Genomic DNA, 23,422 nt, shown 5'->3' with positions numbered 1-23,422 from the left:
AAATATATCACTTTCAGTAGCGCATATGCCTTCTGAAGGACAATTTGTCTTTTGAAGGGCGTTAAGTTAAATTAGGTCTATGGCAAGATTGAGAAGAAGATACGGCATGTTGATAAACCTGAATAAATGCATCGGGTGCTACGCATGCCAGGCTGCCTGCAAACTGGAACATAATGTGCCATTCGGAGCATTCCGCTGCAGGGTTGAGACGTATAAAACCGGCAACTTTCCGGATCTAAAGAAAATCTTTATCCCCCGGCTTTGCAACCATTGCAATAACCCGCCATGCATAAATGCGTGTAAAGAAAAGGCGCTTAAAAAAAATAGTGACGGCATAGTGGTATTTAATAAAGAGCTCTGCGTTAACTGCCTGCAATGCTATGATAAATGCCCTTACAATGCGATCGATACAAACTCAGGAGAGCCTCAGAAATGCGACTTCTGTCATGAAAGGGTGAAGTCCGGAGAAGTGCCCGCGTGCGTAAAAAGCTGTATGGGCAAGGCAATAATATTCGGCGACCTGAAAGACGGCAGAAGCGAGATAGCCAAAGCCCTTAAAGAAGAGAGCCTCTTTGTTATCAAAACTGAGGAGAACACAGGGCCTTCGGTCTTTTATCTGTATAAAGGTGAGACAGGCTTTACGCCGTTAACACATTATGAGTTGGACGAAAAAACCATTTCTTCCAATGCGGCAGCAAAACAGGCTCCAGCTCAAGCCAGACCATCTGCCAATCTTATCAACACCGCTGACGCCATGTGCCCTTCAGAATGCGGCATATCTGTCGAGGTGCAGGGCGGTGTCGCGAAGAAGATATACGGCAATCCCCATTCACTCATTAATAACGGAACACTCTGCGCAAAAGGGGCTTCCGGCCTGCAGCTTACATACTCTCCTCACAGGATAAAGGCCCCTCTTATGCGAACAGGAGAGAGAGGCGAAGATAAGTGGGAAGAGATCTCCTGGGATGAGGCATGCGATCGTATAGCGAAAAAACTGATCAGCATTAAAAAGGAGCACGGGCCTGAATCTGTCTTTCTGGATGTCGGCGATGTGACCGACCGGGAAGCATTTTACCGGCTGTTTCATGCGTTCGGCACTCCAAACACTTTCAACCACGGAAGCGTATGTGACCCCAACCGCAAATGGGGACAGAACATTATGCTTGGCGATGAGCGGCCTCTGCCTGACCTTCAAAGGCCTTTTCTGATCCGGGGTGATGATAATAAAACCTGCCTCAAGCATGAACATGATACAAAGCTTATGCTGAGCATCGGCTCCAACCCTTTTGTCGCTACAAGGTTCAACTATATGTCAAACGGCATTCCCGGAGCCAAAGAGGGAAATGGCTGTAAATATATTGTTATCGACCCTGCCCATACAAGCTCTGCTTCAAAGGCTGACATCTGGCTTCCTATCCTTCCCGGAGCAGACGCCGCGCTGCTTGCAGGCATGCTTTACTTCATAATAAAGCAGGACGACCCTTCTGATAAGGACAGAAGGTACATGGACCATGAGTTCATTGAAAAATATACAGTTGGATGGAATGATTTCAGATACGCCTTTCTCCTTCAGTCTGAAAAGATCGACACTTCCAACGGATACAAATTCTTTTCTTTGGAATGGACAGAAGAGAAGACAGGCATTACAAAGGAAAAAATAGAGCGGGTATCTCACCTTTTGGGTATTACCAAACCAGCGGCTATTGAGATAGGCATGCACGGAACCGCCCATCATACAAACGGGGATGTTACTTCAATCATTATGTCTGCCCTGTGCCTTATAACAGGAAACATCGACGTTCCAGGAGGGGTTGTCTTCATAGACTCGCAGAAGGCAAAGAAAGGAAATAAGGCTTCAGGCAAGGCATTTTTAAAAAAAGAAGCGGTAAGGAATATTAACGGCAAAGATGTCGCAGGCATGCTCTCAGAATTGAACAAAGATATGTACGGCGACTATCCTGCTGCATGGAAGGGCGTTGTGACCGACCTGCCGCAAAAGATGAGAGATGGCGTCAGGCTTAAGCACGGCCCTTTCAAGGGCTATGAATATCCTGTCAAGGCATTTGTAACAAGGGCTGGCAATCCTGTAATCAGCGCAGGGAACACCCCGGACTGGATAGATGCTTTAACTTCAAAAGGCCAAGACGGTGAATACAGGCTTGAGCTGATGGTATATATTGATACCCATATAAATGTTACCGGCAAGTATGCTGATATCGTACTTCCGGAGGCAGGTTATCTTGAAAGGATGGGAGTAAGCGATGTCTATACAATGAGCCCGGAGGTTGCATTAAGGGATCAGGTTATCAAACCGCTTCATGATTCAAAAACAGATTTTGAGATAATGACCGCATTATCCGGGGCGCTTATAAAAAATGGCGACCCTGATATCCGGGCAGAAGATTTCGGCAGTCATTACGAGAATGAGGAAGGTTTCATAAACGAGATACTCAGCGAGGCTCCGGGTTTTTTCAATATAGGCGATCCTCTCCCATACCCTGACCTGCCCGAAGGATGTCAGATATTGGGCACGCCCGATAACCCAATGGCTGTATGGGGCAGCAAGGTAATAAAGGATGGGGAGCTTCTTACTGTGAAATGGCTCAGAAACAATAACGGGGTGGCTGTATGGCCTTCATCTTATTACAGGTATAAAAGGGCTGACGGCTCTCCGTCAGGGATTTATCCGGCAACGCCGTCAAAACGCTTTGAGTTTAAATTCGGGTACACCGAAAATATCAACAGGCGTTTTGGGACCGTCCTGCCGACGACCTTCTATTGGTCAGAGCCTCAATGGAATCCGAAGAGTTCGTCATGCAAAGAAATTAACAAAGGATATCCCTTCCAGTTAATAAGCGGCAGGGTGCATCATTCAATGACCATGACAACTATCTGCCCATATCTTGCAGAGACAGAGACAGAGTGCATGCAGCCTCTGAATGATAAATTGCAATATTATATGCCTGATATCGGCAGCTCTTCAACTTTTTACGGTTTACCCAATGATAAGGAGCTGTCTTTTAAGAAAGGCGCAGTATCGATTCCCGTGCTTGCCATTAACACATCTGACGGGAAAGGCCTGAATGTAAGAACCGGGGATATTGTGAGCCTTGAAAACCCTCTCGGCAAAAGGGTTAAGGGTAAGGTCTTCTTAACAGATGAGATCATGCCCGGAGTCATCAAGACCGCCTTTGGCCCCGGAGGACAGAAGGCTTCAGGCATAGGTTTTTTCAGCAATGTTTCTGATTACACTCTTAACATAAATGATCTGACAGACCCGAAGAATATAAGCGCTTATACCGGGATGCCCGGGTTTGGCGATATTATGGTGAAGGTGCTGAAAGCAGAGCTTTAAAGTTTTTGTTAAATATCTTACAGTGTCTTGCGATCATGCGCTTCTCCTTGACAAAACAGCTTTTTCTTTGAAATACTTAATAGTTGCTGCACCTCGCAAATTATTTATTTTTAATAATCAGGGGGCCTGAGGATTGATCAAATTCATTAATGTAAACAAGTGGTTCAAGGACCACCATGTTATAAAAAATGTCAATCTTGAGATATCGAGAGGCGAGGTTGTTGTTATATGCGGGCCCAGCGGCGCAGGAAAGAGCACCCTTCTCAGAACCATTAATAAACTTGAGCCTATCAATAAAGGCGATATCGTTGTTGACGGTTTTCATATGTCCGACCCTGCTACAAATATTACCGCCCTAAGGGCTGAAGTCGGCATGGTATTTCAGAGCTTCAATCTTTATCCTCACATGACGGTGATAAAAAACATTATGCTGGCTCCTACCAAGGTCAGGAAGATCAGTAAAAAAGAAGCTGAGGAGAGGGGCATGCAGCTGCTCGAAAAGGTGGGGCTGGCTCATAAGCGCGACAGCTATCCTGTTCAGCTTTCAGGCGGGGAGCAGCAGAGAGTTGCCATTGCAAGAAGCCTGGCAATGGAGCCCAAGATAATGCTCTTTGATGAACCGACTTCCGCGCTTGACCCTGAGCTGATAAACGAGGTTCTGGACGTCATGGTCTCGCTTGCGGAAGAGGGAATGACGATGGTTGTTGTAAGCCATGAGATGGCCTTTGCGCAGCAGGTTGCCAACAGGGTTGTCTTCATGGACAATGGCGAGATAGTCGAGATCGGCGTACCGCCTAATATTTTTGTTGATCCGCAGCACGAAAGGACAAAGACGTTTATGAGCAATGTCCTGCACATGCCTGTCTTTTGTTACAACGAGGAAAAAGAATAGCCTGTTTGACTTTTCAGAGGCATTAAAGTAATTTAAGTATGTCGCGGGGTGGAGCAGTCTGGTAGCTCGTCGGGCTCATAACCCGAAGGCCGTCGGTTCAAATCCGGCCCCCGCTACCAATAACAATCAAGGACTTACGGTTTTCCGTGAGTCCTTTTTTTGTTGCTATGTTCTTGCATGATAAAATGTTAAAATGGCACTTATGAAACAGGATCTTTTAGATGTTGCGCAGAGGGTTCACAAGCTTTTCAGGGATAAAGGATTGAGCCTTGCCGTAGCTGAATCATGCACAGGCGGGCTTATCAGCCACCTTATCACCTCGCTCTCCGGTGCAAGCCTGTTTTTTAAGGCAGGGGTTGTCTCATATTCTGAAGAAGCAAAGAAGGATATACTGCATGTATCACCCGAAACCATAAGGAAGTTCGGCATGGTCAGTGAGGAGACAGCGGTTGTCATGGCTGACGGGATCCGTTCAATATCAGGCTCAGACTACGCCCTCTCCACAACCGGCAACCTCGGCCCTGATGTGCTTGAGGGCAAAGCTAAGGGACTTGTCTTTATCGCTGTCTGCAGAAAAGATAAGGCTGTCACACTGCAACTGCTTCTGAAAGGAGACAGGGAGGAGAACAAAGAGGAAGCCGCCCTTTCATCGCTAAGGTTTCTTGCGGAGATAGTGGAGAACGATGGCTGATATTTCTGAAAGAACAAAAAAAGAGATAGAAGAACTCGTCAAAGACCTTAATTATCATTGCTACCGTTACCACGTAATTGACTCCCCTGAAATCTCTGATGAAGAATACGACCGTCTTTACAGGCATCTTAAAGAGCTTGAAGAAGAATATCATTACGTCCTTCCTGACTCCCCGACGCAGCGTGTAGGCGCTCCTCCGCTTGATAAGTTTGAAAAAGTAAAACATACAGAACCGATGCTTTCGCTCGATAACGCATTCTCTCATGATGAGGTGAGGGAGTTTGACGAGAGGGTAAAGAGGTTTCTTAAATCGGACGAAGAGATTGAATACACTGTTGAGCCGAAGTATGACGGGCTGGCAATGGAACTTACTTACAGGAACGGGATCTTATATAAGGCATCAACAAGGGGCGACGGTTATGAAGGAGAAGATGTAACCGTTAATATCAAGACCATAAAGGCTGTGCCGCTGAAGATAGAAGGCAGAGAAGTGCCGGGAGAAATTGATATTCGCGGGGAAGTTTATATAGACATCAAGGAGTTTGAGGCGCTTAACAGGGAGAGGGGAAAAGAAGGCGAGCCTCCATTTGCAAATCCGAGAAACGCTGCCGCCGGTTCAATAAGACAGCTTGATTCATCTATAACGGCAAAAAGGAAACTCCATCTCGCATGTTACGGAATAGGTTTTGTGAAAGGGGTTGATTTCAAAAGCCAGTGGGAGTTTATCCAGTGGCTTAAAAAAGCGCATTTCCCTGTTCCCGCACTTATTAAACTTGTCAGAGGGATCGATGAAGTCATTGATGTCATCAAAGAGATAGAGCAAAAGAGAAGCTCATTCCCTTTTGAAACGGACGGAGCGGTAATAAAGGTCAATGACTTAGAATTGCAGAAAGCCCTCGGCATTAAGACAAGAGAACCCCGCTGGGCGACTGCATACAAATTCAAGGCGCATCAGGGTATCACAAAGATAATCGATATAATCGCAAGCGTGGGAAGGACAGGGACGATCACTCCTGTTGCCTTTCTTGAACCTGTCAGAATAGGCGGGGTCACTGTCTCACGTTCCACGCTTCATAACTGGGATGAGATAGAGCGAAAGGATATTCGCATCGGCGACACGGTTATAGTTGAACGTGCCGGCGATGTCATACCTCATGTTGTTGAAGCAATAAAGGAGAAGCGGACAGGCAAAGAGAGGCATTTCAGCCCGCCGGAAAAATGTCCAATATGCGGTTCAGCGGTTGAAAGGGATGAAGGCGGTGTGGCATTCCGCTGTATAGGTTTGAACTGCACAGCGCAGGTACAGCAGCGCATCGGGCATTATGTCTCAAGGGCTGCGATGGATATTGAAGGGCTTGGCGAGAAGAATGTGGAACTCCTGTATTCTCAAGGGCTGATAAAACACTTTGTTGATATTTACAGATTAAAAAAAGAAGACCTGCTTGAGCTTCCGAGGTTTGCCGAAAAGTCAGCTCAGAATCTTATAGATGCGATCGAGAAGAGCAAAAAGACCACGCTTGCAAAGTTCATATATTCTCTCGGCATAACCCATGTCGGAGAGTACGCCGCAAAGCTGCTTGCAAAAAACTTCAGAACTATAAATGATCTTTACAATGTGGATACTGAAACTATCATTGCTATAAAACAGATGGGTGAAAAAACAGCAGCCTCTGTTTCGGCATTCTTTGATGACCCTGAAAATCTGAAAACCCTTAAATCCCTGCCTCTAATTATTTCAAACCCTGATTTCGGCAGCGGAGATGTGAAAGATCTGCCGCTGAGCGGACTCACATTTGTAATTACCGGCACCATGCCTATTCCCCGTGATGAGATCGAAGAGCAGATAGACAAGATGGGAGGACATGCTTCCGGCTCTGTCTCAAAAAGTACGGACTTTCTCGTTGCAGGTGAAAATGCCGGGTCAAAGCTTGCCAAAGCTGAAAAGCTTGGCATAAAGATAATATCCTATCAGGAACTGCTTCAGATGATCGGCATTAGCAAGAACTGATAAGGCTTATAGTTGATTTTTAAACATTACTAAACCATTTAAACACATTGGGAGAAAATTAATTGAACAAGCCGGTACCTGTTTTACATCCATTAACAGAAGAAGCCCGGAATTCTATCACGGAAAGTGAGATACAAATAAATAAATTTCCTTTCCGCATCGGGCGCCAATCCAGGAGCGGGATAATAAACAGCGGCAATGGGCTTGCATTCGACCGCCGAAATCCCGGGAACTCTCCGAATAATGACTGTTATCTGATCGATAACGGCAAGCATCTGAATATTTCAAGGGAGCATATTCAGATCGAAAAAAAAGAAGATGATACTTATGAAATTATGGATCTCAACAGTTCGTGCGGCACAACTGTCGACGGTCATAATATCGGCAAACCTCACGAAGCAGAATATTATCCTCTTAAAAACGGGAGCATTGTTGTAATAGGAACTCCCAAATCCCCGTATGTTTTTAAATTCATTTTGCCTTCCGGGTAATGGCTGTTTTTTTTAAAAACGATTGCCCTGCTCTAATAACCTATTGATATAAAAGGCTTATATATGATAGGCTACTACAAGTTCGGGATAAGCCGGTCTTTCCCGGCAAATACACACGTCCACCCAATATTCTCTCTTTTAGTGTTCCGATAAATCGGAATGAAGAGGGAAAGGACGGAGGAAAAAAACTAAGGAGGCACACACATGGTAGTAACAATGAAAGAGCTGTTGGAGTCAGGTGTCCATTTCGGGCATCAGGTAAAAAGGTGGAACCCGAAGATGAAGAAGTATATTTTCGGGGCCCGCAACGGGATTTACATCATTGATCTTCAGAAGACGATCAAGATGCTGGATGACGCGTACAACTTTATCAAGGAGCTTTCCAGCGCCGGCGAATCCATCATTTTTGTAGGGACAAAGAAGCAGGCGCAGGATGTGGTCACGGAAGAGTCTCAAAGGGCCGGATGCTACTATATAAACCAGCGCTGGCTCGGCGGCGTTCTGACCAACTTCAAGACCATCAAGCAGAGCATCGAGAAACTGAAGAAGATAGAGAAGATGAAGGAAGACGGGACATACAGCCTCCTTACCAAGAAAGAGGTCGCCAAGTATGAAAAAGAGAGGATCCGCCTTGAGAAGAACCTTATAGGGGTTAAGGACATGCACACACTCCCCGGCGCAATGTTTATCATTGATCCCAAAAAGGAGAGGATAGCTGTTGCAGAGGCGAAAAAACTTTCAATTCCGATAATCGCTGTTGTGGATACTAACTGTGACCCTGATGAAATCGATCTTGTCATTCCGGGGAATGATGATGCCATAAGGGCGATCAAGCTGATAACTGCCAGAATGGCTGACGCGGTTATTGAGGGCAGGGAAATATACAATAAAGCCGCAAACGAGGCCAAAGAAAAGATGGCTGCTTCAAAAGCTGCTGCGGAAAAAGAATTATCAGAGAAAAAGGCTGCGAGGGAAAAGGACTCAGAGATAGAAGTAGAAGAGGCAGAGAAGGAGGAAGTATCAGAATGAGCATAAGCGCGAGTGATGTTAAGGAACTTAGAGAGCAGACCGGCGCGGGCATGATGGAGTGCAAAAAAGCGCTTACTGAAAGCGGCGGTGATCTTAAAAAGGCAATAGACCTTCTCCGTCAAAAAGGGCTCGCCGCTGCAGCCAAAAAAGCAGGGCGCATCACGGCAGAAGGAATAATCGCACTCAATGTCACCGGCACAACCGGTGTTCTTGTCGAAGTCAATAGCGAGACTGATTTTGTCTCGAAAAATGAGGAGTTCCAGAAATTCGCCGGAGAGATCGCCGGGCTTGTCTCAACGCAGAATCCGGCTGACATTGAAAGTCTTTCGAACTCGCCGCTGGGAAACATAACTGTAGAGGCGAGGCGGCAGGAGCTTATTCAGAAGATAGGCGAGAATCTCTCTGTCCGCAGGTTTGTCCGATTTGAAACAAACGGCAAGATCGCCTCATACCTGCACGGCACGCGTATCGGCGTCATAGTTGATTATTCAGGGGGAGACGAACAGATGGGCAGAGACATCGCAATGCAGATAGCGGCCGCTAACCCGCTTTATCTGAGCCGTGAGACAGTGCCTGCCGAGGATCTTGACAGGGAGCGCGCTATTTTTGAAGCTCAGGTGAAGGAATCCGGCAAGCCTGCCAATGTTGTCGGCAAAATAGTTGAGGGCAAGCTGGAGAAATTTTTCGGAGAGACATGCCTTCTTGAACAGCTCTTTATCAAGGATCCTGACGGCAAACAGAAGGTCAAAGATATTCTCAACGGAGCCGCCATCAACAGATTTGCCAAGTTTCAGGTAGGTGAAGGTATCGAGAAGAAGAAGGAAAATTTCGCTGAAGAGGTAGCCTCTCAGCTCAGGTAGTGTGTTAATTCTAATATGGCACGAGTACTGTACAAGCGTGTATTGTTGAAATTAAGCGGCGAGGCCCTTATGGGCAGCAAGGCTTTTGGAATAGACCAGAAGATGCTCCTTTCCATAGCAAAGGAGCTGAAGGATATCTCAGCCTCCGGAGTCGAACTTGCCATAGTTATCGGAGGCGGCAACATATTCAGGGGGCTTGAGGCCAGTTCAGAGGGGATGGAGAGGACCACTGCGGATTACATGGGGATGCTCGCTACCGTGCTCAACTCGCTGGCCCTTCAGAACGCGCTTGAAAAGTCCGGCGTGCCCACAAGGCTTCAGACCGCGATAGAGATGCATGAGCTTGCAGAGCCTTACATCAGGAGAAAAGCGGTCAGGCACCTTGAAAAAGGGAGGTGTGTGATCTTTGCCGCCGGCACCGGCAATCCTTATTTCACAACCGACACCGCAGCTGCTTTGAGGGCGGTTGAGATAGATGCGGATGTGATCATGAAGGCGACAAAGGTAGACGGTGTTTACAGCAGTGATCCGGTGAAGAACCCCTCGGCGAAAAAATTCTCAGAGATATCATACAGAGATGTGCTTAATAAAGAGCTCAAAGTGATGGACTCCACAGCCATATCTCTATGTAAAGATAATAATCTTCCAATAATTGTGTTCAGCCTGCTAAAGAGAGGCAACATAAAAAAGATCCTTGAAGGCAAAAAAATCGGCACCTTGGTCAGGGGGGGAGAGGCTTATGGAACAAAAGGCAAAAAAAATAATAACTGAGAGGATGGAGAAGACTCTGGATGCCTTAAAAAAGGATCTGGCCAGTATCAGGACCGGCAGGGCGTCCATATCTGTACTTGACGGTGTACTTGTTAATTCATACGGAACACCGGCTCCCTTAAGCCACGTTGCTACATTAAGCGTTCCTGAAAGCAGGACGATCACGATCCAGCCCTGGGATGTCAAGATGATCCCTGAGATAGAGAAGGCTATTCAGAAGTCTGATCTCGGGCTCAATCCTTCCAACGATGGAAAGATAATAAGGCTGTCAGTTCCCCAGCTTACAGAGGAGCGGAGGAAAGAGATCGTCAAGAATGCCCATAAAAAGGGAGAAGAGGCAAAGGTCGCGCTCAGGAATATACGCCGTGACGGCAATGATGAGATGAAGAAGCTGGAAAAAGATAAGCACCTGAGCGAAGACGATACCAAACGCTCCATTGAGGATGTGCAGAAGGTCACGGATTCTTTTATTAAGAGGGTTGACGAGATCATCAAACACAAAGAGGCGGAGATAATGGAAGTATAATTCTCCCCAAAAACTCTTTCAGAATTTTTTGATATATCCCTTTAAATCAGCATTGTTATATTGTAAGATTTATTAACAGGCACTTAAAATATCAGCTATTATTATATAAATAAAAACACCAGGAGGAAGGAATGGCTATACGTGTAGGTATCAACGGATTTGGAAGGATAGGCAGGCTTGTTTTTCGTGTCGCGGTTGACCGTCCGGATATTGAGGTGGTCGGGATCAATGATCTTATTGATGTTGAATATATGGCATATATGCTCAAGTATGATTCCACTCACGGCAGGTTCAAGGGGAAGGTAGAGGTCAAAGGCGGGAATCTGGTTGTGAACGGCAAAGAGATACGCGTTACCGCGGAAAAAGATCCCGCTAACCTGAAATGGGATGCTGTTGGAGCGGAATTTGTTGTTGAATCAACAGGCCTCTTCCTTTCAGATGAAACAGCGAGGAAGCACATTCAGGCAGGCGCCAAAAAAGTTGTAATGTCAGCCCCTTCAAAGGATAATACCCCAATGTTTGTCATGGGTGTCAATAATGAAACATACGCAGGACAGGATATAGTTTCAAATGCGTCATGCACAACAAACTGCCTCGCCCCGCTCGCCAAGGTCATACATGACAAGTTCGGGATCATCGAAGGGCTTATGACCACTGTTCATGCTGTTACAGCGACTCAAAAAACAGTTGACGGGCCATCCGCCAAAGACTGGCGCGGAGGCCGCGGAGCAGGCCAGAACATCATCCCCTCAGGCACAGGGGCTGCCAAGGCTGTCGGCAAGGTCATCCCGTCTCTTAACGGCAAGCTGACAGGTATGGCGTTCAGGGTTCCGACCCCGAATGTTTCTGTTGTTGACCTGACATGCCGCATTGAGAAAGGCGCAACCTATGATGAGATAAAGGCTGCTCTCAAGAGCGCATCGGAAAATGAACTGAAGGGAATTCTCGGCTATACAGAGGATGCGGTTGTTTCAACCGATTTTCTTGGTGAAACATGCACATCCGTATTTGACGCAAACGCAGGCATAGCCCTTAATAATAACTTTGTTAAGCTGGTCTCGTGGTATGACAATGAATGGGGCTATTCCAACAAGGTGGTTGACCTGATCTCATATATAGCAGGTAAAAAATAATTACGGCCATGAAAGATAATCCTTATTCACCTATTAAAGGAGTTTTAAATAAACTTTCCATCAGGGACCTCAATATAAAGGGGAAGAGGGTCTTCATACGCGTTGATTTTAACGTGCCTCTGGATAAGGATCTCAACATTACAGACGACACGAGGATACGTTCCGCGCTCCCGACGATAAATTATGCTATTGACGAAGGGGCAAAGATAATCCTTGCATCGCATCTCGGAAGGCCTAAAGGAAGCGAGGATAAACGCTACAGCCTTGCCTCTGTTGCCAGAAGGCTCCAGCGCCTGATAAAGAAAGAGGTGACATTTATAGAGGAATGCGTGGGGCCGGAAGTCGAAGCTGCTGTCGGGAAGATGGCTGAGGGCGATATTATCCTTCTTGAGAACCTGAGGTTTCATAAAGGGGAGGAGGATAATGATGATGAGTTCGGCAGCGCCCTTGCAAGGCTCGCGGATTATTTTGTTAATGACGCATTCGGCGCTGCCCACAGGGCGCATGGTTCTATAACAGGTATCGCAAAACATCTTCCTTCTGCAGCAGGCTTCCTTCTTCAGAAAGAGATAGAGTATCTTCAGGGCGTCATTAACCGTCCGGTAAGGCCTTTTGTGGCCATCCTTGGCGGGGCAAAGGTTTCAGGAAAGATCGGCGTCATAGAAAATCTTGCGGACAAGGTTGATAAAGTTATCGTAGGCGGCGGGATGGCGTATACATTTTTAAAGGCGTTAGGGCATCCTGTCGGAGATTCGCTTGTTGAGAATGATATGCTTGACCTTGCCAAAGATATCAGGAGAAATTGCCTGTCAAAAGGCATTAAGTTTTATATACCGGTAGACTGTGTCATCGCTCAGAGCATGGAGCCCGGCGCAGAGGCAAAGGTTGTCACCACTCAGGAGATACCGGACGGATGGAAGGGGCTTGATATAGGCCCTGCTTCCGCAAAGCTCTTTTCAGAGGCGCTTGGAAACGCAAAGACCATCCTGTGGAACGGCCCTATGGGCGTTTTTGAGGTGGATGCATTCTCCCGCGGCACATTTGCGGTTGCACGTTCTGTTGCAGACGCTTATGCTTTGACCATAGTTGGTGGAGGAGATACCGCGCTTGCCGTTAACAGGGCGGGAGTTTCTGAAAGCATGTCATTTATCTCGACCGGAGGAGGCGCATCTCTTGAACTTCTTGAAGGCAAGGGGCTGCCGGGCCTTGAGGCGCTGACGGACAAATAAGTTTCAGTTTAGTGTTTTTCGTTCAACTACTTATCCCTTTTTAAATGGCGCTGAATCTCCCTGTCTGCCTCTTTCTTCTTTATCGTATCTCTCTTTTCATACTGTCTCTTGCCTTTTGCAAGTCCGATCTCTAATTTAGCTTTACCTTTGCTGAAATAGAGCTTAAGCGGTACGACCGTCAGCCCCGCCTCCCTGATCCTGCCCCACAGCCTTTCTATCTCTTTCTTGTGAAGAAGCAGCTTTCTCGTTCTTAACGGGTCATGGTTGTTGATATTGCCGTGGCTGTACGGGCTGATATGACAGTTAAGAAGAACAGCCTCGCCTTCCTTAACAAGGACATAGCTCTCTTTCAGGTTTGCCTTTCCCTCCCTTAATGACTTGACCTCAGTCCCCACGAGCGATATCCCGGCCTCATAGGTCTCCAGTATTGTGTAGTCATGATACGCTTTTTTGTTGGTGGCAACGACTTTTGTATCCATTTGCAGAAAGGATAGCTCACCAATTTTATTAAGTCAATTTTCAGAGATGAGTGAAGCATGAGGCTTTATTTCTTCAGCGATTTTATATAGGAAACAATATCCTTCATATCCTGTCCCTTGGGATCAATAGCTTTCCCCTTGAGAGGCATTTCGATACAGATATTCACAGCTTCCTCAAGGCTGCCCTGTTTTTTGCCCATAATGTTAAATGCTGTTTTTTCACCTGCATGTTCAAGGTTTCTTCCATTTGGATGGCATGAGTTGCATGATTTACCAGTTGTGCCGTTGCCTAATTTTGGATCATTAAATAATACCTTGCCCTTTGCGGCATCTCCAATTTTTTCAACATGTCCGGAAGTTCCGTAGCCCGGCACATCCTCGGCTCTGGATGTCTCATAGATAAACACTAACCCTGCAATAACTGCAACAACAAGCAATAACTTAAGATTTTTCATCTGATCCTCCTTTTAACTATTGTTATTTGTAGATGTTGATAATTAATCGAGGTATTTATAGTTTTAACAGAAAATCTTTTCACATGCAAGAGGGCTTTTCTTAAATAGGCTCTTTAAAGTTATATGGTGATATATTAGGGGTTGTGAAATATAATTTTTATTATTTAGCAAATATTATTCCAGTACTTGTAAAAGAAAAAATGTCCGTGCTATAATGCAAGTTGACCAAAACGGACTGTTTTTATTATATTATCTATCCCATGCGGTTTGTACTTAATGGTTTGCTTTAAGCGTTTGCGGGAACGTACAGTGAATCTTTGTGCAAAGGCTGGACTGTTGTTTTTTTCTTAAGATATTGTGATTGCCGATGTAGCTCAGTTGGTAGAGCAGCTGATTTGTAATCAGCTGGTCGGGGGTTCAAATCCTCTCATCGGCTCCATTGAAACAGAGTGGTTGAGAGTTATAAGTTGAAGACATAAAGTCCTTCACTTTTTACTCTTGACTTTGGATCAGGAGAGGTTCCCGAGTGGCCAAAGGGATCAGACTGTAAATCTGACGGCTCCGCCTTCGGAGGTTCGAATCCTCCCCTCTCCACCATGCAAAGTTTGCTTTGCAGACTTTGTATTTGAAAGTTGAGAATTAAAAGTTAAGAGTTAAAGGATCAAAAGGTTTTTTAATTTTTCACTTTTAACTTTATTGTGTGCGGGAGTAGCTCAGTGGTAGAGCGTCAGCCTTCCAAGCTGAGGGTCGCGGGTTCGAGTCCCGTTTCCCGCTCCATTATAAAGGAGACGCCCATGTAGCTCAGTTGGCAAAGGGGAATAAAGGAGGGGAGTAATGGCAAAGGCGAAATTTGACAGAGGGAAGCCGCACGTTAACGTAGGAACAATAGGGCATGTTGACCATGGGAAGACGACATTAACGGCAGCTATAACTAAATATTTGGCATTTGGCGGCGGAGCGACATACCGCGCATATGATTCCATAGACAATGCCCCTGAAGAGAAGGCAAGGGGAATAACCATAGCAACAGCGCATGTAGAATACCAGACAGCGGCAAGGCACTACGCGCATGTAGACTGTCCGGGGCATGCTGATTACGTAAAGAACATGATAACAGGAGCGGCGCAGATGGACGGAGCAGTGCTTGTAGTGTCGGCAGCAGACGGGCCGATGCCGCAGACGAGAGAGCATATCCTTCTTGCAAGACAGGTAGGAGTTCCGTACATAATCGTATACATGAACAAGACAGACCAGGTAGATGACCCTGAACTGTTAGAGCTTGTAGAGATGGAGATAAGAGAGCTCTTAAGCAAATATGACTTTCCTGGGGATGATGTTCCAATAATCAAGGGATCCGCGCTCAAAGCAATAGAGAGCACCAGCACAGACCCTAACGCAGAAGAATACAAGAGCCTGAAAGAGCTGATGGACGCTTTGGACAGTTACATACCGACACCTGTAAGAGACACAGACAAGCCGTTCCTTATGCCGATAGAAGACGTATTCAGCATCTCAGGAAGAGGGACAGTCTGTACAGGCAGAGTAGAAAGAGGAATATTGAAAGTAGGAGAGAACGTAGGCTTCTCAGGGGAACGGCCAAAGACGAAGTTGAAAGAGGCATGGTATTGGCAAAGCCAGGGAGCATAACCCCGCACAAGAAGTTCAATGCGGAAGTATACATACTTACAAAAGAAGAGGGCGGAAGGCATACGCCGTTCTTTAAAGGATACAGGCCGCAGTTTTACTTCAGGACGACGGACGTAACGGGAATAGCGCAGCTGCCTGAGGGAGTAGAGATGGTAATGCCCGGAGACAACGTCAATATAGAAGTTGAGCTCATAAGCAACATAGCGATGGAAGAGGGATTGAGGTTTGCGGTGAGAGAGGGCGGAAGGACAGTGGGAGCAGGTGTTGTCGCAAAGGTCATTGAATAGAACCGAACATATTCTAAAACACTAAAAGGAAACGGGATAAATGCAGGATATAATACTTTTACAGTGTACAAGCTGCAAGAATAAGAACTACTCCACTACAAAGAACAAGAAGAACACAAAAGAGAAGCTTAATCTCAAGAAATACTGCAAGCATTGCAGGCAGCACGTAATTCATAAAGAGACAAAGGCATAGAGAAAACCCAAAGATTAAAGATCAAAATTAAGCAGGTAATTTTTTATAACCTTAATTTAAATTTAAAATTATTATTTTGATTTTGGTATAGGCCAGTAGCTCTAACGGTAGAGCGCCGGACTCCAAATCCGAGGGCTGGGGGTTCAAATCCCTCCTGGCCTGCCATTTAACTTTATTTTAAAGGGAAGGCGGAAAAAGTGTTCGAAAAGATAAAATTATTTTTTACGGAAGTAAAGACAGAATTAAAGAAGGTTGTTTTCCCAGGTAAGGAGGAAGTGATAGGTTCGACCAAGGTCGTGCTTGTGCTGGTATTTATTACGGCATTTTTCCTTGGAGTGATAGATCTGGTGCTTTCCAAACTAATAGAATTAGTTATCAAGTAAAAGGATTATAACTATGGAATGGTATGTTGTGCATATTTACTCCGGCTTTGAGGATAAGGTAAAGGCAACTATTGAGGACGGCGCGCGCAGGCGGGGGCTGACCGAAAAGATCGAGCAGATCATGATACCTACCGAAAAGGTGGTAGAGTTGAAGGCCGGGAAAAAGAAGCAGTTGGAAAGGAAGTTCTATCCGGGATATATCCTGATAAAGATGGAACTTAATAACGAGACGTGGCACCTTGTCAGCAGCACCCCGAGGGTCACAGGGTTCGTAGGCGGCGAAATACCTGCCCCGCTTCAGCAGGATGAAGTGGACGTTATTATACGGCAGATGGAAGACGGATCTTCATCAAGGGTCAAGACCCAGTTCAACAAGGGTGATGATGTACGGATAACTGACGGCGCCTTTGCCAATTTCAACGGTTTTGTTGATGAGATAGATGACATTCACAATAAGCTGAAGATCATGGTCAGCGTGTTCGGCAGGCAGACATCTGTTGAGCTGGATTTCTTACAGGTTGAAAAGACATAAAAATAAATCGGATTTGTTGGAGGAATAAATGGCACCACAAAAAGAAGTAACAGCAATGGTAAAACTTCAGGTAACTGCAGGGAAGGCTAATCCGGCTCCGCCGATAGGGCCTGCGCTCGGGCCTCACGGCATCAATATTATGGATTTCTGCAACTCCTTTAATGCTCAGACAAAGGCTATGGGAGATACCATCGTTCCGGTTCTTCTTACCATATACAAGGACAGGTCATTTACTTTTATCTTAAAGACGCCGCCCGCCTCTCAGCTTATAAAGAAGGCAGCCGGTATAATCAAAGGCTCCAGTGTTCCCAACAAAGATAAAGTCGGGAAGATATCCATGGCACAGGTGGAAGAGATAGCCAAGACCAAGATGCCGGATTTAAATGCATTCGATCTTGAAAAGGCTATGCAGACCATAAAAGGAACTGCCAGGAGCATGGGCGTAGAGATAACAGGTTAAAAATTCAATATCAATTTTGATTTTTTATTGGGGGAACAATGAGCAAGAAACATGATGAAGCAAAAGGAAAGATAAACAGGGAAAATCAGTATAACCTGAAAGAGGCAATTGACCTTGTCAAGGGGCTTGCGCATACGAAGTTTGATGAAACCGTTGACCTTGCCGTTAATATCGGCATTGACGCCAAGAAATCCGACCAGCTTGTAAGGGGCAGTGTTGTTCTGCCGCACGGGCTTGGGAAGGAAGTGCGGGTCGTGGTTTTTGCAAAAGGCGATAAGGGCAAAGAGGCCATGGATGCCGGAGCTGATGAGGTGGGCGCCGAGGACCTTGCCGATAAGATAAGCAAGGGCTGGTTTGAGTTTGACCGGGTAATTGCAACTCCTGACATCATGGGTGTTGTCGGCAAGATCGGCAAGCTGCTGGGCCCCAGAGGCCTTATGCCCAACCCGAAGACAGGCACTGTAACTTTTGACGTGGCAAATGCCGTTAAAGAGGCAAAGGCCGGAAAGGTAGAGTACAAGACAGAAAAGGGAGCTATTATCCATGTCCCGATAGGGAAGGTCTCATTTGAGAGCGAAAAGCTTTTTGATAACGCCCAGTCGGTAATTAAATCCATTGTCAGGGCAAAGCCTTCTACCAGCAAAGGGAAATTTTTAAAGAAGATATCTGTTTCATCAACAATGGGAGCGGGTGTGCCCGTGGATACCCAGACGGCAGTACCGGCATAGATTGCAGGAATCAGCCATTATAAGGCTGATAAATATAAAGGTCGGAGACCGCAGGCGCTGCCCCTTTTTACGGGCGGCTTAAACAAGAGAGACACGAGACCGGAAACGGGCCGTATCGACCTGCGCAGATCGGAAAAAAGTTAAAAACTGAAAGTGAAAGGTTTAAGGTTAGTTATTTTAAATAACGTTAAACTCTCAACTCTTAATTTTCAACTCTCAAACCGGGGTCTCTGATTATATGGAAAGGGGGGAAAGAAGCTGAAAAAAGAAGAGAAAGTCCGTGTAATAACAGAGCTCCAGGAAAAGTTCAGCAAGGCAACAGGTCTTATCTTTACCGATTATAGGGGACTCACTGTTGAGGAAATATCCGATCTCAGGAAGAAGCTGAGGGAACATTCCTTCGAATACAGGGTAGTCAAGAACACGCTTGCCAAGAGAGCCGCAGTTGAGACGCCTGTTAATGCCGCAAAAGAGATGTTCAAAGGCCCTGTAGGGGTAGCGTTCGGCTATGGTGATCCTGTTATGCTTGCCAAGCAGATGCTTGAATTCAGCAAGGCGAATGAAAAGCTCCAGATCAAGGGAGGAATGGTCGAAGGCGGGGTCTGCAATGCCGCGCAGATCAAGACCATCTCAGAGCTTCCGTCAAGAGAAGTCCAGCTGTCAATGCTTATCGGAGCCATGCAGTCGCCTGTCAGCAAGCTTGCAAGGCTGCTGAATGCGTCAGTCGCTCAGATCATTTACGCAATGGAAGCGCTTAAGACTAAGCGTGATTCATAAACTAAATTTATAATTTATATTAAAAAAAATCAGGAGGGAACATGTCTGCAACAAAGGAAGATGTATTTGGATTTATTGACAAGATGACGATTCTGGAGATATCAGAGTTCATTAAGGAGTTTGAGACAAGATACGGCGTCAGCGCGGCAGCGCCTGTCGCGGTAGCAGCAGCAGGGGCAGCTCCGGCAGCAGCGGCTGTGGAAGAGAAGACAAGCTTTGATGTAGTTCTTACTGCCGCAGGTGACAAGAAGATACAGGTGATCAAGGTTGTCAGGGAGATAACCAGCCTCGGACTTAAAGAGGCAAAAGACCTTGTTGACGGCGCGCCGAATCCCGTTAAGACCGGTGTGACAAAGGACGAAGCAGAGGCTATCAAGGCAAAGCTTGTGGAGCAGGGCGCATCTGTAGAAGTTAAGTAAATAATTGATATACGAGTTTCGGGCACAGACGGTTTAGATGCCGGACTGTGCCCGATGGATAAACTTCTGTTTACCAAAGGAGAAATATGGCCAGTAGTTCGAGGGTTAGAAAAAATCTTGGGAAGTCGTCAGAAGAGGTGCTTGCCATTCCTGATCTTCTTGAGATACAAAAGCGATCTTATTACCGTTTCTTACAGCAGGACATCCCGCCTTCCAAAAAAGAGGATATAGGTTTACAGGCGGCTTTCAGCAGCGTGTTCCCTATATTTGATTATAATGAAACAGCATCCATGGAGTTTGTCGAATATATAGTCGGCAAGCCTAAATTTGATGCACGGGAATGCCTGGAGAGGGGCGTGAACTACGCGACCCCTTTAAAGATAAAGGTCAGGCTGAATCTCTGGGAAAAAGATGATTCCGGCAAAAAGATAATAAAAGAATCAAGGGAGCAGGAAGTCTATTTAGGGGAGCTCCCGTTGATGACGGATACAGGCACTTTTATTATTAACGGCATCGAAAGGGTCATTGTAAGCCAGCTGCACAGGTCTCCCGGAGTCTTTTTCAGCCCGGATAAGGTAAAGACGAGCTTAGGCGGTAAAACGCTTTTTTCTGCCCGGATAATTCCGGCAAGAGGGTCATGGTTTGACTTTGAGTTCGATTCAAAAGATATCCTTTATGTAAGGATCGACAGAAGGAAGAAACTCCCTGCCACGATAATACTCAAGGCCCTTGACCATTCAGAAGAAGATATCCTTAAAAAATATTATCCCACTGAAATCGTAACTATCAAAAAAGGCGCAGCTACCCGTAAGGTAAGCGATGTGCTGGTGGGGTTAAGGGCAGCTATCGAGATAATTGCTCCAAAGACAAAAGAGGTCATCGTAAAAGAGAACGGCAAGATCTCCGAATCCATATACAAGAAGATCCAGGCTGCGGGGATAGAGAGCATTCCTCTATTAAAAGAAGACCTGATAGGCAGGGTTACGCTGAAGGACATCATTGACCCTGAGACCGGAGAGGTCATCCTGGAAAGCAATGAAGAGATAAGCGAGGATATATTTAACAAGATATCTTCTTTTAAAGAAGTTGAACTTCAGCTGTTGTTCATTGACGGCATCAGGTATCTTCCTTCCCTGAGAAACACATTGATCATGGACAAGGTAAAGACCAAGGAAGAGGCTCTCACGCAGATATATAAAAAACTGAGGCCCGGTGATCCGCCTTCTATTGCCGATGCTGAAGCGCTCTTTAACGGGCTCTTCTTTGACCCCAAGAGATACGATCTTTCAACTGTAGGAAGGCTGAAGCTTAACAAGCGCCTGCGTCTTAACATTCCTCTTGAGACGAGGATCCTGACGAATGAAGATATTATCGAAATATTCAAATATCTGTTGGAGCTGAGGGCCGGACGGGGCGAGATCGATGATATCGACCATCTGGGGAACAGAAGGATAAGAGCTGTCGGCGAGCTTCTGGAAAATCAGTTCAGGATAGGCCTTGTGAGGATGGAGAGGGCTATCAAGGAAAAGATGATACTTGCGGAACTTGAGACTGCAATGCCGCATGACCTTATAAACGCAAAGACGGTTATCGCCGTGATCAAGGAGTTCTTCGGATCGAGCCAGCTGAGCCAGTTCATGGATCAGACGAATCCCTTGTCAGAGATAACGCATAAGAGAAGGCTCAGCGCCCTCGGGCCCGGAGGCCTTACACGGGAGAGGGCAGGTTTTGAGGTCAGGGACGTTCACCCGACGCATTACGGCCGTATATGTCCTGTTGAAACTCCTGAAGGGCCAAACATAGGACTGATAACATCGCTGGCCACTTATGCAAGGGTCAATGATTTTGGTTTTATAGAAACGCCTTACAGAAAAGTGAAAGACGGCACCGCGGCAAAAGAGATCGAGTACCTGTCTGCCATAGACGGTGAAAAGCATATCATTGCGCAGTCAACGACTCCTCTGGATAAGGACGGCAATCTCATAGGCGAGACTGTCGCAGGCCGGTCAGGCGGGGACTTCAAGATGCTGAACCCCAATGATATTCAGTATATGGATGTTTCTCCAAAACAGATCGTCAGTGTTGCAACCGCGCTCATTCCTTTTCTTGAAAATGATGACGCAAACAGGGCGCTCATGGGCTCAAACATGCAGAGGCAGGCTGTCCCGCTGCTCCATACGGAAGCCCCGAGGGTTGGAACCGGAATGGAAGTGGTCGCAGCCAAGGGTTCGGGAGTTGTTATAACTGCAAAACGGCCGGGAGAGATAGCGTCTGTTGATTGTTCAAGGATCATAATCAAGGCTGATGACGGAGGGGTGGATATTTATACCCTCGTAAAATTCTACAGATCCAATCAGGCTACGAGCGTTAATCAGAAGCCTATCGTGAAGCTGGGGGATCATGTAAAAAAAGGCCAGGTAATAGCTGACGGGCCTGCTACCGATATGGGCGAACTGGCTCTCGGCAAGAATGTCATGCTTGCTTTCATGCCTTGGGGAGGGTACAACTTTGAGGATGCCATTATTATCAGCAAACGCCTCGTAAAAGAGGATGTTTATACATCAGTACATATCGAAGAGTTCTCTATAGAGGCCAGGGAGACAAAGCTGGGGCCTGAAGAGATAACAAGGGATATACCGAATATCGGAGAAGAGGCCCTCAGGAACCTTGATGAGAGCGGGATAATCAGAATAGGGGCGAAGATCAAACCCGGAGATATACTTGTCGGCAAGGTCACTCCAAAGAGCGAGACACAGCTTACACCTGAAGAAAAATTGCTCAGGGCTATCTTCGGTGAAAAGGCTGAAGAGGTCAGAGAGGACTGCCTTTATGTTCCGCCCGGGATCAACGGTACTGTGCTGGATGTAAAGATATTCACAAGAAAGAGCGCACAGAAGGACAAGAGGGCAAAGAGCATTGAAGAAGATGAGATAGCCCGCCTTGAACGCGACCACGAAGATGAAGAGGCCGTATTAAAAGAGAACAACTATGCCAGGATGAGAAAGCTTCTGCTGAATCAGACGCTTACTGAAGGGATAAAGTCTCAAAAGACAAGCAGTATCCTTTGTGCGAAAGGGAAACAGCTTACGGCAAAGATACTTGAAGAGGTTCCTGACAGGCTCCTTTCAAAGATAGGTATTGCAAACGAGAACATCATGGAAGAGGTTGTATCAATTGCAAAGGATATCCTCTCTGGTCTAAAGAAGCTTGAAAGCTATTACGAAGAGAAGAAGGAGAACTTTAAGAAAGGCGATGTGCTTCCTCCCGGGGTGCTTAAAACCGTAAAGGTATATATAGCCATGAAGAGGAAAATCCAGGTCGGCGACAAGATGGCCGGAAGGCACGGCAATAAAGGAGTTATCTCTATCATAGTTCCTGAAGAGGATATGCCTTATATGCCTGACGGGACGCCAATTGACATAGTCCTTAATCCTCTCGGCGTTCCTTCCCGTATGAATGTGGGCCAGATCCTGGAGATCCACCTGGGCTGGGCGGCAAAGGAGCTGGGGCTCTTTGTTGCTACTCCTGTTTTTGAAAGCATTAAAGAGACAGAGATAAAGGAGCTTTTAAGATCGGCAAATCTGCCCGCAAGCGGACAGATAATCCTGCATGACGGAAAGACCGGCGAGCCTTTCAGCAACCCGGTCACGGTAGGCTGCATGTATATGATGAAGCTCCATCACCTTGTTGAGAACAAGATGCACGCGCGTTCCATAGGGCCTTATTCACTTGTAACGCAGCAGCCGCTCGGAGGCAAGGCACAGTTCGGCGGACAGAGGCTCGGCGAGATGGAGGTCTGGGCGCTTGAGGCATACGGCGCTGCATCCACACTTCAGGAGTTTCTTACCGTAAAGAGTGACGATGTGGCAGGAAGGTCTCGCGTTTATGAGGCGATAGTCAAAGGCGATGCGAATCTTGAGCCCGGAGTTCCTGAATCATTCCATGTTCTTATCAAGGAGCTTCAGAGCCTTGGCCTTGATGTGGAACTGCTGGAGGATAAGCTGTCAAACGGCGGAGATCAGGGTTCTGAGAAGCTCAAACATACAGCCTCGGATAAGGGAAAGGGGGGTAATTAAT

The 23,422-nt window shown here is 46.4% G+C and carries 21 protein-coding genes, 5 tRNA genes and 1 pseudogene; 25 read left to right on the top strand and 2 right to left on the bottom strand.

The window, feature by feature from the left end; all coding sequences use genetic code 11:
- The first annotated feature begins 79 nt into the window (after positions 1-79).
- The 12 genes from HY807_02545 to HY807_02490 all read left to right on the top strand — a co-directional run bounded on the left by HY807_02545 (position 80) and on the right by HY807_02490 (position 12,985).
- Positions 80-3,355 (top strand): molybdopterin-dependent oxidoreductase, encoded by a 3,276-nt coding sequence (locus HY807_02545; protein ID MBI4825285.1) that lies wholly within the window; start codon positions 80-82, stop codon positions 3,353-3,355.
- Between the two features lie 133 nt (positions 3,356-3,488).
- Positions 3,489-4,247 carry an amino acid ABC transporter ATP-binding protein gene (locus tag HY807_02540; protein MBI4825284.1) on the top strand — a complete coding sequence of 253 codons (759 nt, stop codon included), beginning with the start codon at positions 3,489-3,491 and terminating at the stop codon, positions 4,245-4,247.
- 42 nt (positions 4,248-4,289) lie between these two features.
- Positions 4,290-4,366: transfer RNA gene (locus HY807_02535), tRNA-Met, on the top strand.
- A gap of 74 nt (positions 4,367-4,440) precedes the next feature.
- The gene (locus HY807_02530; GenBank protein ID MBI4825283.1) at positions 4,441-4,938 is read left to right on the top strand and encodes a CinA family protein; all 498 of its coding nucleotides are present in this window, start codon (positions 4,441-4,443) and stop codon (positions 4,936-4,938) included.
- Positions 4,931-6,946 (top strand): NAD-dependent DNA ligase LigA, encoded by a 2,016-nt coding sequence (ligA, locus tag HY807_02525; protein ID MBI4825282.1) that lies wholly within the window; start codon positions 4,931-4,933, stop codon positions 6,944-6,946. The genes HY807_02530 and ligA overlap by 8 nt, the downstream gene beginning before the upstream one ends.
- Before the next feature lie 62 nt (positions 6,947-7,008).
- Positions 7,009-7,437: an FHA domain-containing protein gene (locus tag HY807_02520; protein ID MBI4825281.1), complete on the top strand. Its 429-nt coding sequence runs from the start codon at positions 7,009-7,011 to the stop codon at positions 7,435-7,437.
- Positions 7,438-7,641: 204 nt separating this feature from the next.
- The gene (gene rpsB / locus HY807_02515; GenBank protein ID MBI4825280.1) at positions 7,642-8,466 is read left to right on the top strand and encodes a 30S ribosomal protein S2; all 825 of its coding nucleotides are present in this window, start codon (positions 7,642-7,644) and stop codon (positions 8,464-8,466) included.
- Positions 8,463-9,326 carry an elongation factor Ts gene (locus HY807_02510; GenBank protein MBI4825279.1) on the top strand — a complete coding sequence of 288 codons (864 nt, stop codon included), beginning with the start codon at positions 8,463-8,465 and terminating at the stop codon, positions 9,324-9,326. The genes rpsB and HY807_02510 overlap by 4 nt, the downstream gene beginning before the upstream one ends.
- 15 nt (positions 9,327-9,341) lie before the next feature.
- Positions 9,342-10,097 (top strand): UMP kinase, encoded by a 756-nt coding sequence (locus HY807_02505; GenBank protein MBI4825278.1) that lies wholly within the window; start codon positions 9,342-9,344, stop codon positions 10,095-10,097.
- On the top strand, positions 10,066-10,623 hold the full coding sequence (gene frr / locus HY807_02500; GenBank protein MBI4825277.1) for a ribosome recycling factor: 558 nt from the start codon (positions 10,066-10,068) through the stop codon (positions 10,621-10,623). Before HY807_02505 ends, frr begins: the two co-directional genes overlap by 32 nt.
- Before the next feature lie 131 nt (positions 10,624-10,754).
- Positions 10,755-11,756: a type I glyceraldehyde-3-phosphate dehydrogenase gene (gap, locus tag HY807_02495; GenBank protein MBI4825276.1), complete on the top strand. Its 1,002-nt coding sequence runs from the start codon at positions 10,755-10,757 to the stop codon at positions 11,754-11,756.
- 8 nt (positions 11,757-11,764) lie between these two features.
- Entirely contained in the window at positions 11,765-12,985 is a 1,221-nt protein-coding gene (locus HY807_02490) for a phosphoglycerate kinase (protein MBI4825275.1), read from the top strand.
- Positions 12,986-13,011: 26 nt separating this feature from the next.
- Here the strand turns inward: HY807_02490 and smpB are convergent, their stop codons facing one another.
- Positions 13,012-13,464, bottom strand: coding sequence for an SsrA-binding protein SmpB (gene smpB, locus HY807_02485; protein MBI4825274.1), 453 nt, complete (start codon positions 13,462-13,464; stop codon positions 13,012-13,014).
- 65 nt (positions 13,465-13,529) lie between these two features.
- The gene (locus HY807_02480; GenBank protein ID MBI4825273.1) at positions 13,530-13,919 is read right to left on the bottom strand and encodes a hypothetical protein; all 390 of its coding nucleotides are present in this window, start codon (positions 13,917-13,919) and stop codon (positions 13,530-13,532) included.
- 363 nt (positions 13,920-14,282) lie between these two features.
- On the opposite strand from HY807_02480, the gene HY807_02475 reads away from it, so the two are divergent.
- The 13 genes and pseudogenes from HY807_02475 (at position 14,283) to rpoB (ending at position 23,421) form a co-directional block, all read left to right on the top strand.
- Positions 14,283-14,358: transfer RNA gene (locus HY807_02475), tRNA-Thr, on the top strand.
- A 73-nt stretch (positions 14,359-14,431) separates the two neighbouring features.
- Positions 14,432-14,516: transfer RNA gene (locus HY807_02470), tRNA-Tyr, on the top strand.
- 105 nt (positions 14,517-14,621) lie between these two features.
- Positions 14,622-14,696: transfer RNA gene (locus HY807_02465), tRNA-Gly, on the top strand.
- Between the two features lie 57 nt (positions 14,697-14,753).
- Positions 14,754-15,853: pseudogene (locus HY807_02460) on the top strand (elongation factor Tu).
- A 40-nt stretch (positions 15,854-15,893) separates the two neighbouring features.
- Entirely contained in the window at positions 15,894-16,046 is a 153-nt protein-coding gene (gene rpmG, locus HY807_02455) for a 50S ribosomal protein L33 (protein ID MBI4825272.1), read from the top strand.
- An 89-nt stretch (positions 16,047-16,135) separates the two neighbouring features.
- Positions 16,136-16,211, top strand: a tRNA-Trp gene (locus tag HY807_02450).
- A 32-nt stretch (positions 16,212-16,243) separates the two neighbouring features.
- The gene (secE, locus tag HY807_02445; GenBank protein MBI4825271.1) at positions 16,244-16,429 is read left to right on the top strand and encodes a preprotein translocase subunit SecE; all 186 of its coding nucleotides are present in this window, start codon (positions 16,244-16,246) and stop codon (positions 16,427-16,429) included.
- Between the two features lie 7 nt (positions 16,430-16,436).
- Positions 16,437-16,961 (top strand): transcription termination/antitermination factor NusG, encoded by a 525-nt coding sequence (gene nusG / locus HY807_02440; protein ID MBI4825270.1) that lies wholly within the window; start codon positions 16,437-16,439, stop codon positions 16,959-16,961.
- Between the two features lie 28 nt (positions 16,962-16,989).
- Positions 16,990-17,421, top strand: coding sequence for a 50S ribosomal protein L11 (gene rplK / locus HY807_02435; protein ID MBI4825269.1), 432 nt, complete (start codon positions 16,990-16,992; stop codon positions 17,419-17,421).
- Positions 17,422-17,459: 38 nt separating this feature from the next.
- Positions 17,460-18,149, top strand: a complete 690-nt coding sequence (locus HY807_02430; GenBank protein ID MBI4825268.1) for a 50S ribosomal protein L1 — start codon at positions 17,460-17,462, stop codon at positions 18,147-18,149.
- 258 nt (positions 18,150-18,407) lie between these two features.
- On the top strand, positions 18,408-18,926 hold the full coding sequence (gene rplJ, locus HY807_02425; protein MBI4825267.1) for a 50S ribosomal protein L10: 519 nt from the start codon (positions 18,408-18,410) through the stop codon (positions 18,924-18,926).
- Between the two features lie 41 nt (positions 18,927-18,967).
- Positions 18,968-19,345 carry a 50S ribosomal protein L7/L12 gene (gene rplL / locus HY807_02420; GenBank protein MBI4825266.1) on the top strand — a complete coding sequence of 126 codons (378 nt, stop codon included), beginning with the start codon at positions 18,968-18,970 and terminating at the stop codon, positions 19,343-19,345.
- 86 nt (positions 19,346-19,431) lie between these two features.
- Complete coding sequence (rpoB, locus tag HY807_02415) at positions 19,432-23,421, top strand: DNA-directed RNA polymerase subunit beta (protein MBI4825265.1); 3,990 nt, start codon at positions 19,432-19,434, stop codon at positions 23,419-23,421.
- Position 23,422 lies beyond the last annotated feature (1 nt).

This window comes from Nitrospirota bacterium, from assembly GCA_016207885.1.
Classification (GTDB): Bacteria; Nitrospirota; Thermodesulfovibrionia; order UBA6902; family UBA6902; genus JACQZG01.
This window is presented reverse-complemented; position numbering and strand designations above follow the sequence as displayed.

Coding starts and splice junctions, on each gene's coding strand:
- HY807_02545 (MBI4825285.1), top strand. CDS start 80: ATGGCAAGATTGAGAAGAAGATACGGCATGTTGATAAACCTGAATAAA.
- HY807_02530 (MBI4825283.1), top strand. CDS start 4,441: ATGGCACTTATGAAACAGGATCTTTTAGATGTTGCGCAGAGGGTTCAC.
- ligA (MBI4825282.1), top strand. CDS start 4,931: ATGGCTGATATTTCTGAAAGAACAAAAAAAGAGATAGAAGAACTCGTC.
- rpsB (MBI4825280.1), top strand. CDS start 7,642: ATGGTAGTAACAATGAAAGAGCTGTTGGAGTCAGGTGTCCATTTCGGG.
- HY807_02510 (MBI4825279.1), top strand. CDS start 8,463: ATGAGCATAAGCGCGAGTGATGTTAAGGAACTTAGAGAGCAGACCGGC.
- HY807_02505 (MBI4825278.1), top strand. CDS start 9,342: ATGGCACGAGTACTGTACAAGCGTGTATTGTTGAAATTAAGCGGCGAG.
- frr (MBI4825277.1), top strand. CDS start 10,066: ATGGAACAAAAGGCAAAAAAAATAATAACTGAGAGGATGGAGAAGACT.
- gap (MBI4825276.1), top strand. CDS start 10,755: ATGGCTATACGTGTAGGTATCAACGGATTTGGAAGGATAGGCAGGCTT.
- HY807_02490 (MBI4825275.1), top strand. CDS start 11,765: ATGAAAGATAATCCTTATTCACCTATTAAAGGAGTTTTAAATAAACTT.
- smpB (MBI4825274.1), bottom strand. CDS start 13,464: ATGGATACAAAAGTCGTTGCCACCAACAAAAAAGCGTATCATGACTAC.
- HY807_02480 (MBI4825273.1), bottom strand. CDS start 13,919: ATGAAAAATCTTAAGTTATTGCTTGTTGTTGCAGTTATTGCAGGGTTA.
- rpmG (MBI4825272.1), top strand. CDS start 15,894: ATGCAGGATATAATACTTTTACAGTGTACAAGCTGCAAGAATAAGAAC.
- rplK (MBI4825269.1), top strand. CDS start 16,990: ATGGCACCACAAAAAGAAGTAACAGCAATGGTAAAACTTCAGGTAACT.
- HY807_02430 (MBI4825268.1), top strand. CDS start 17,460: ATGAGCAAGAAACATGATGAAGCAAAAGGAAAGATAAACAGGGAAAAT.
- rplL (MBI4825266.1), top strand. CDS start 18,968: ATGTCTGCAACAAAGGAAGATGTATTTGGATTTATTGACAAGATGACG.
- rpoB (MBI4825265.1), top strand. CDS start 19,432: ATGGCCAGTAGTTCGAGGGTTAGAAAAAATCTTGGGAAGTCGTCAGAA.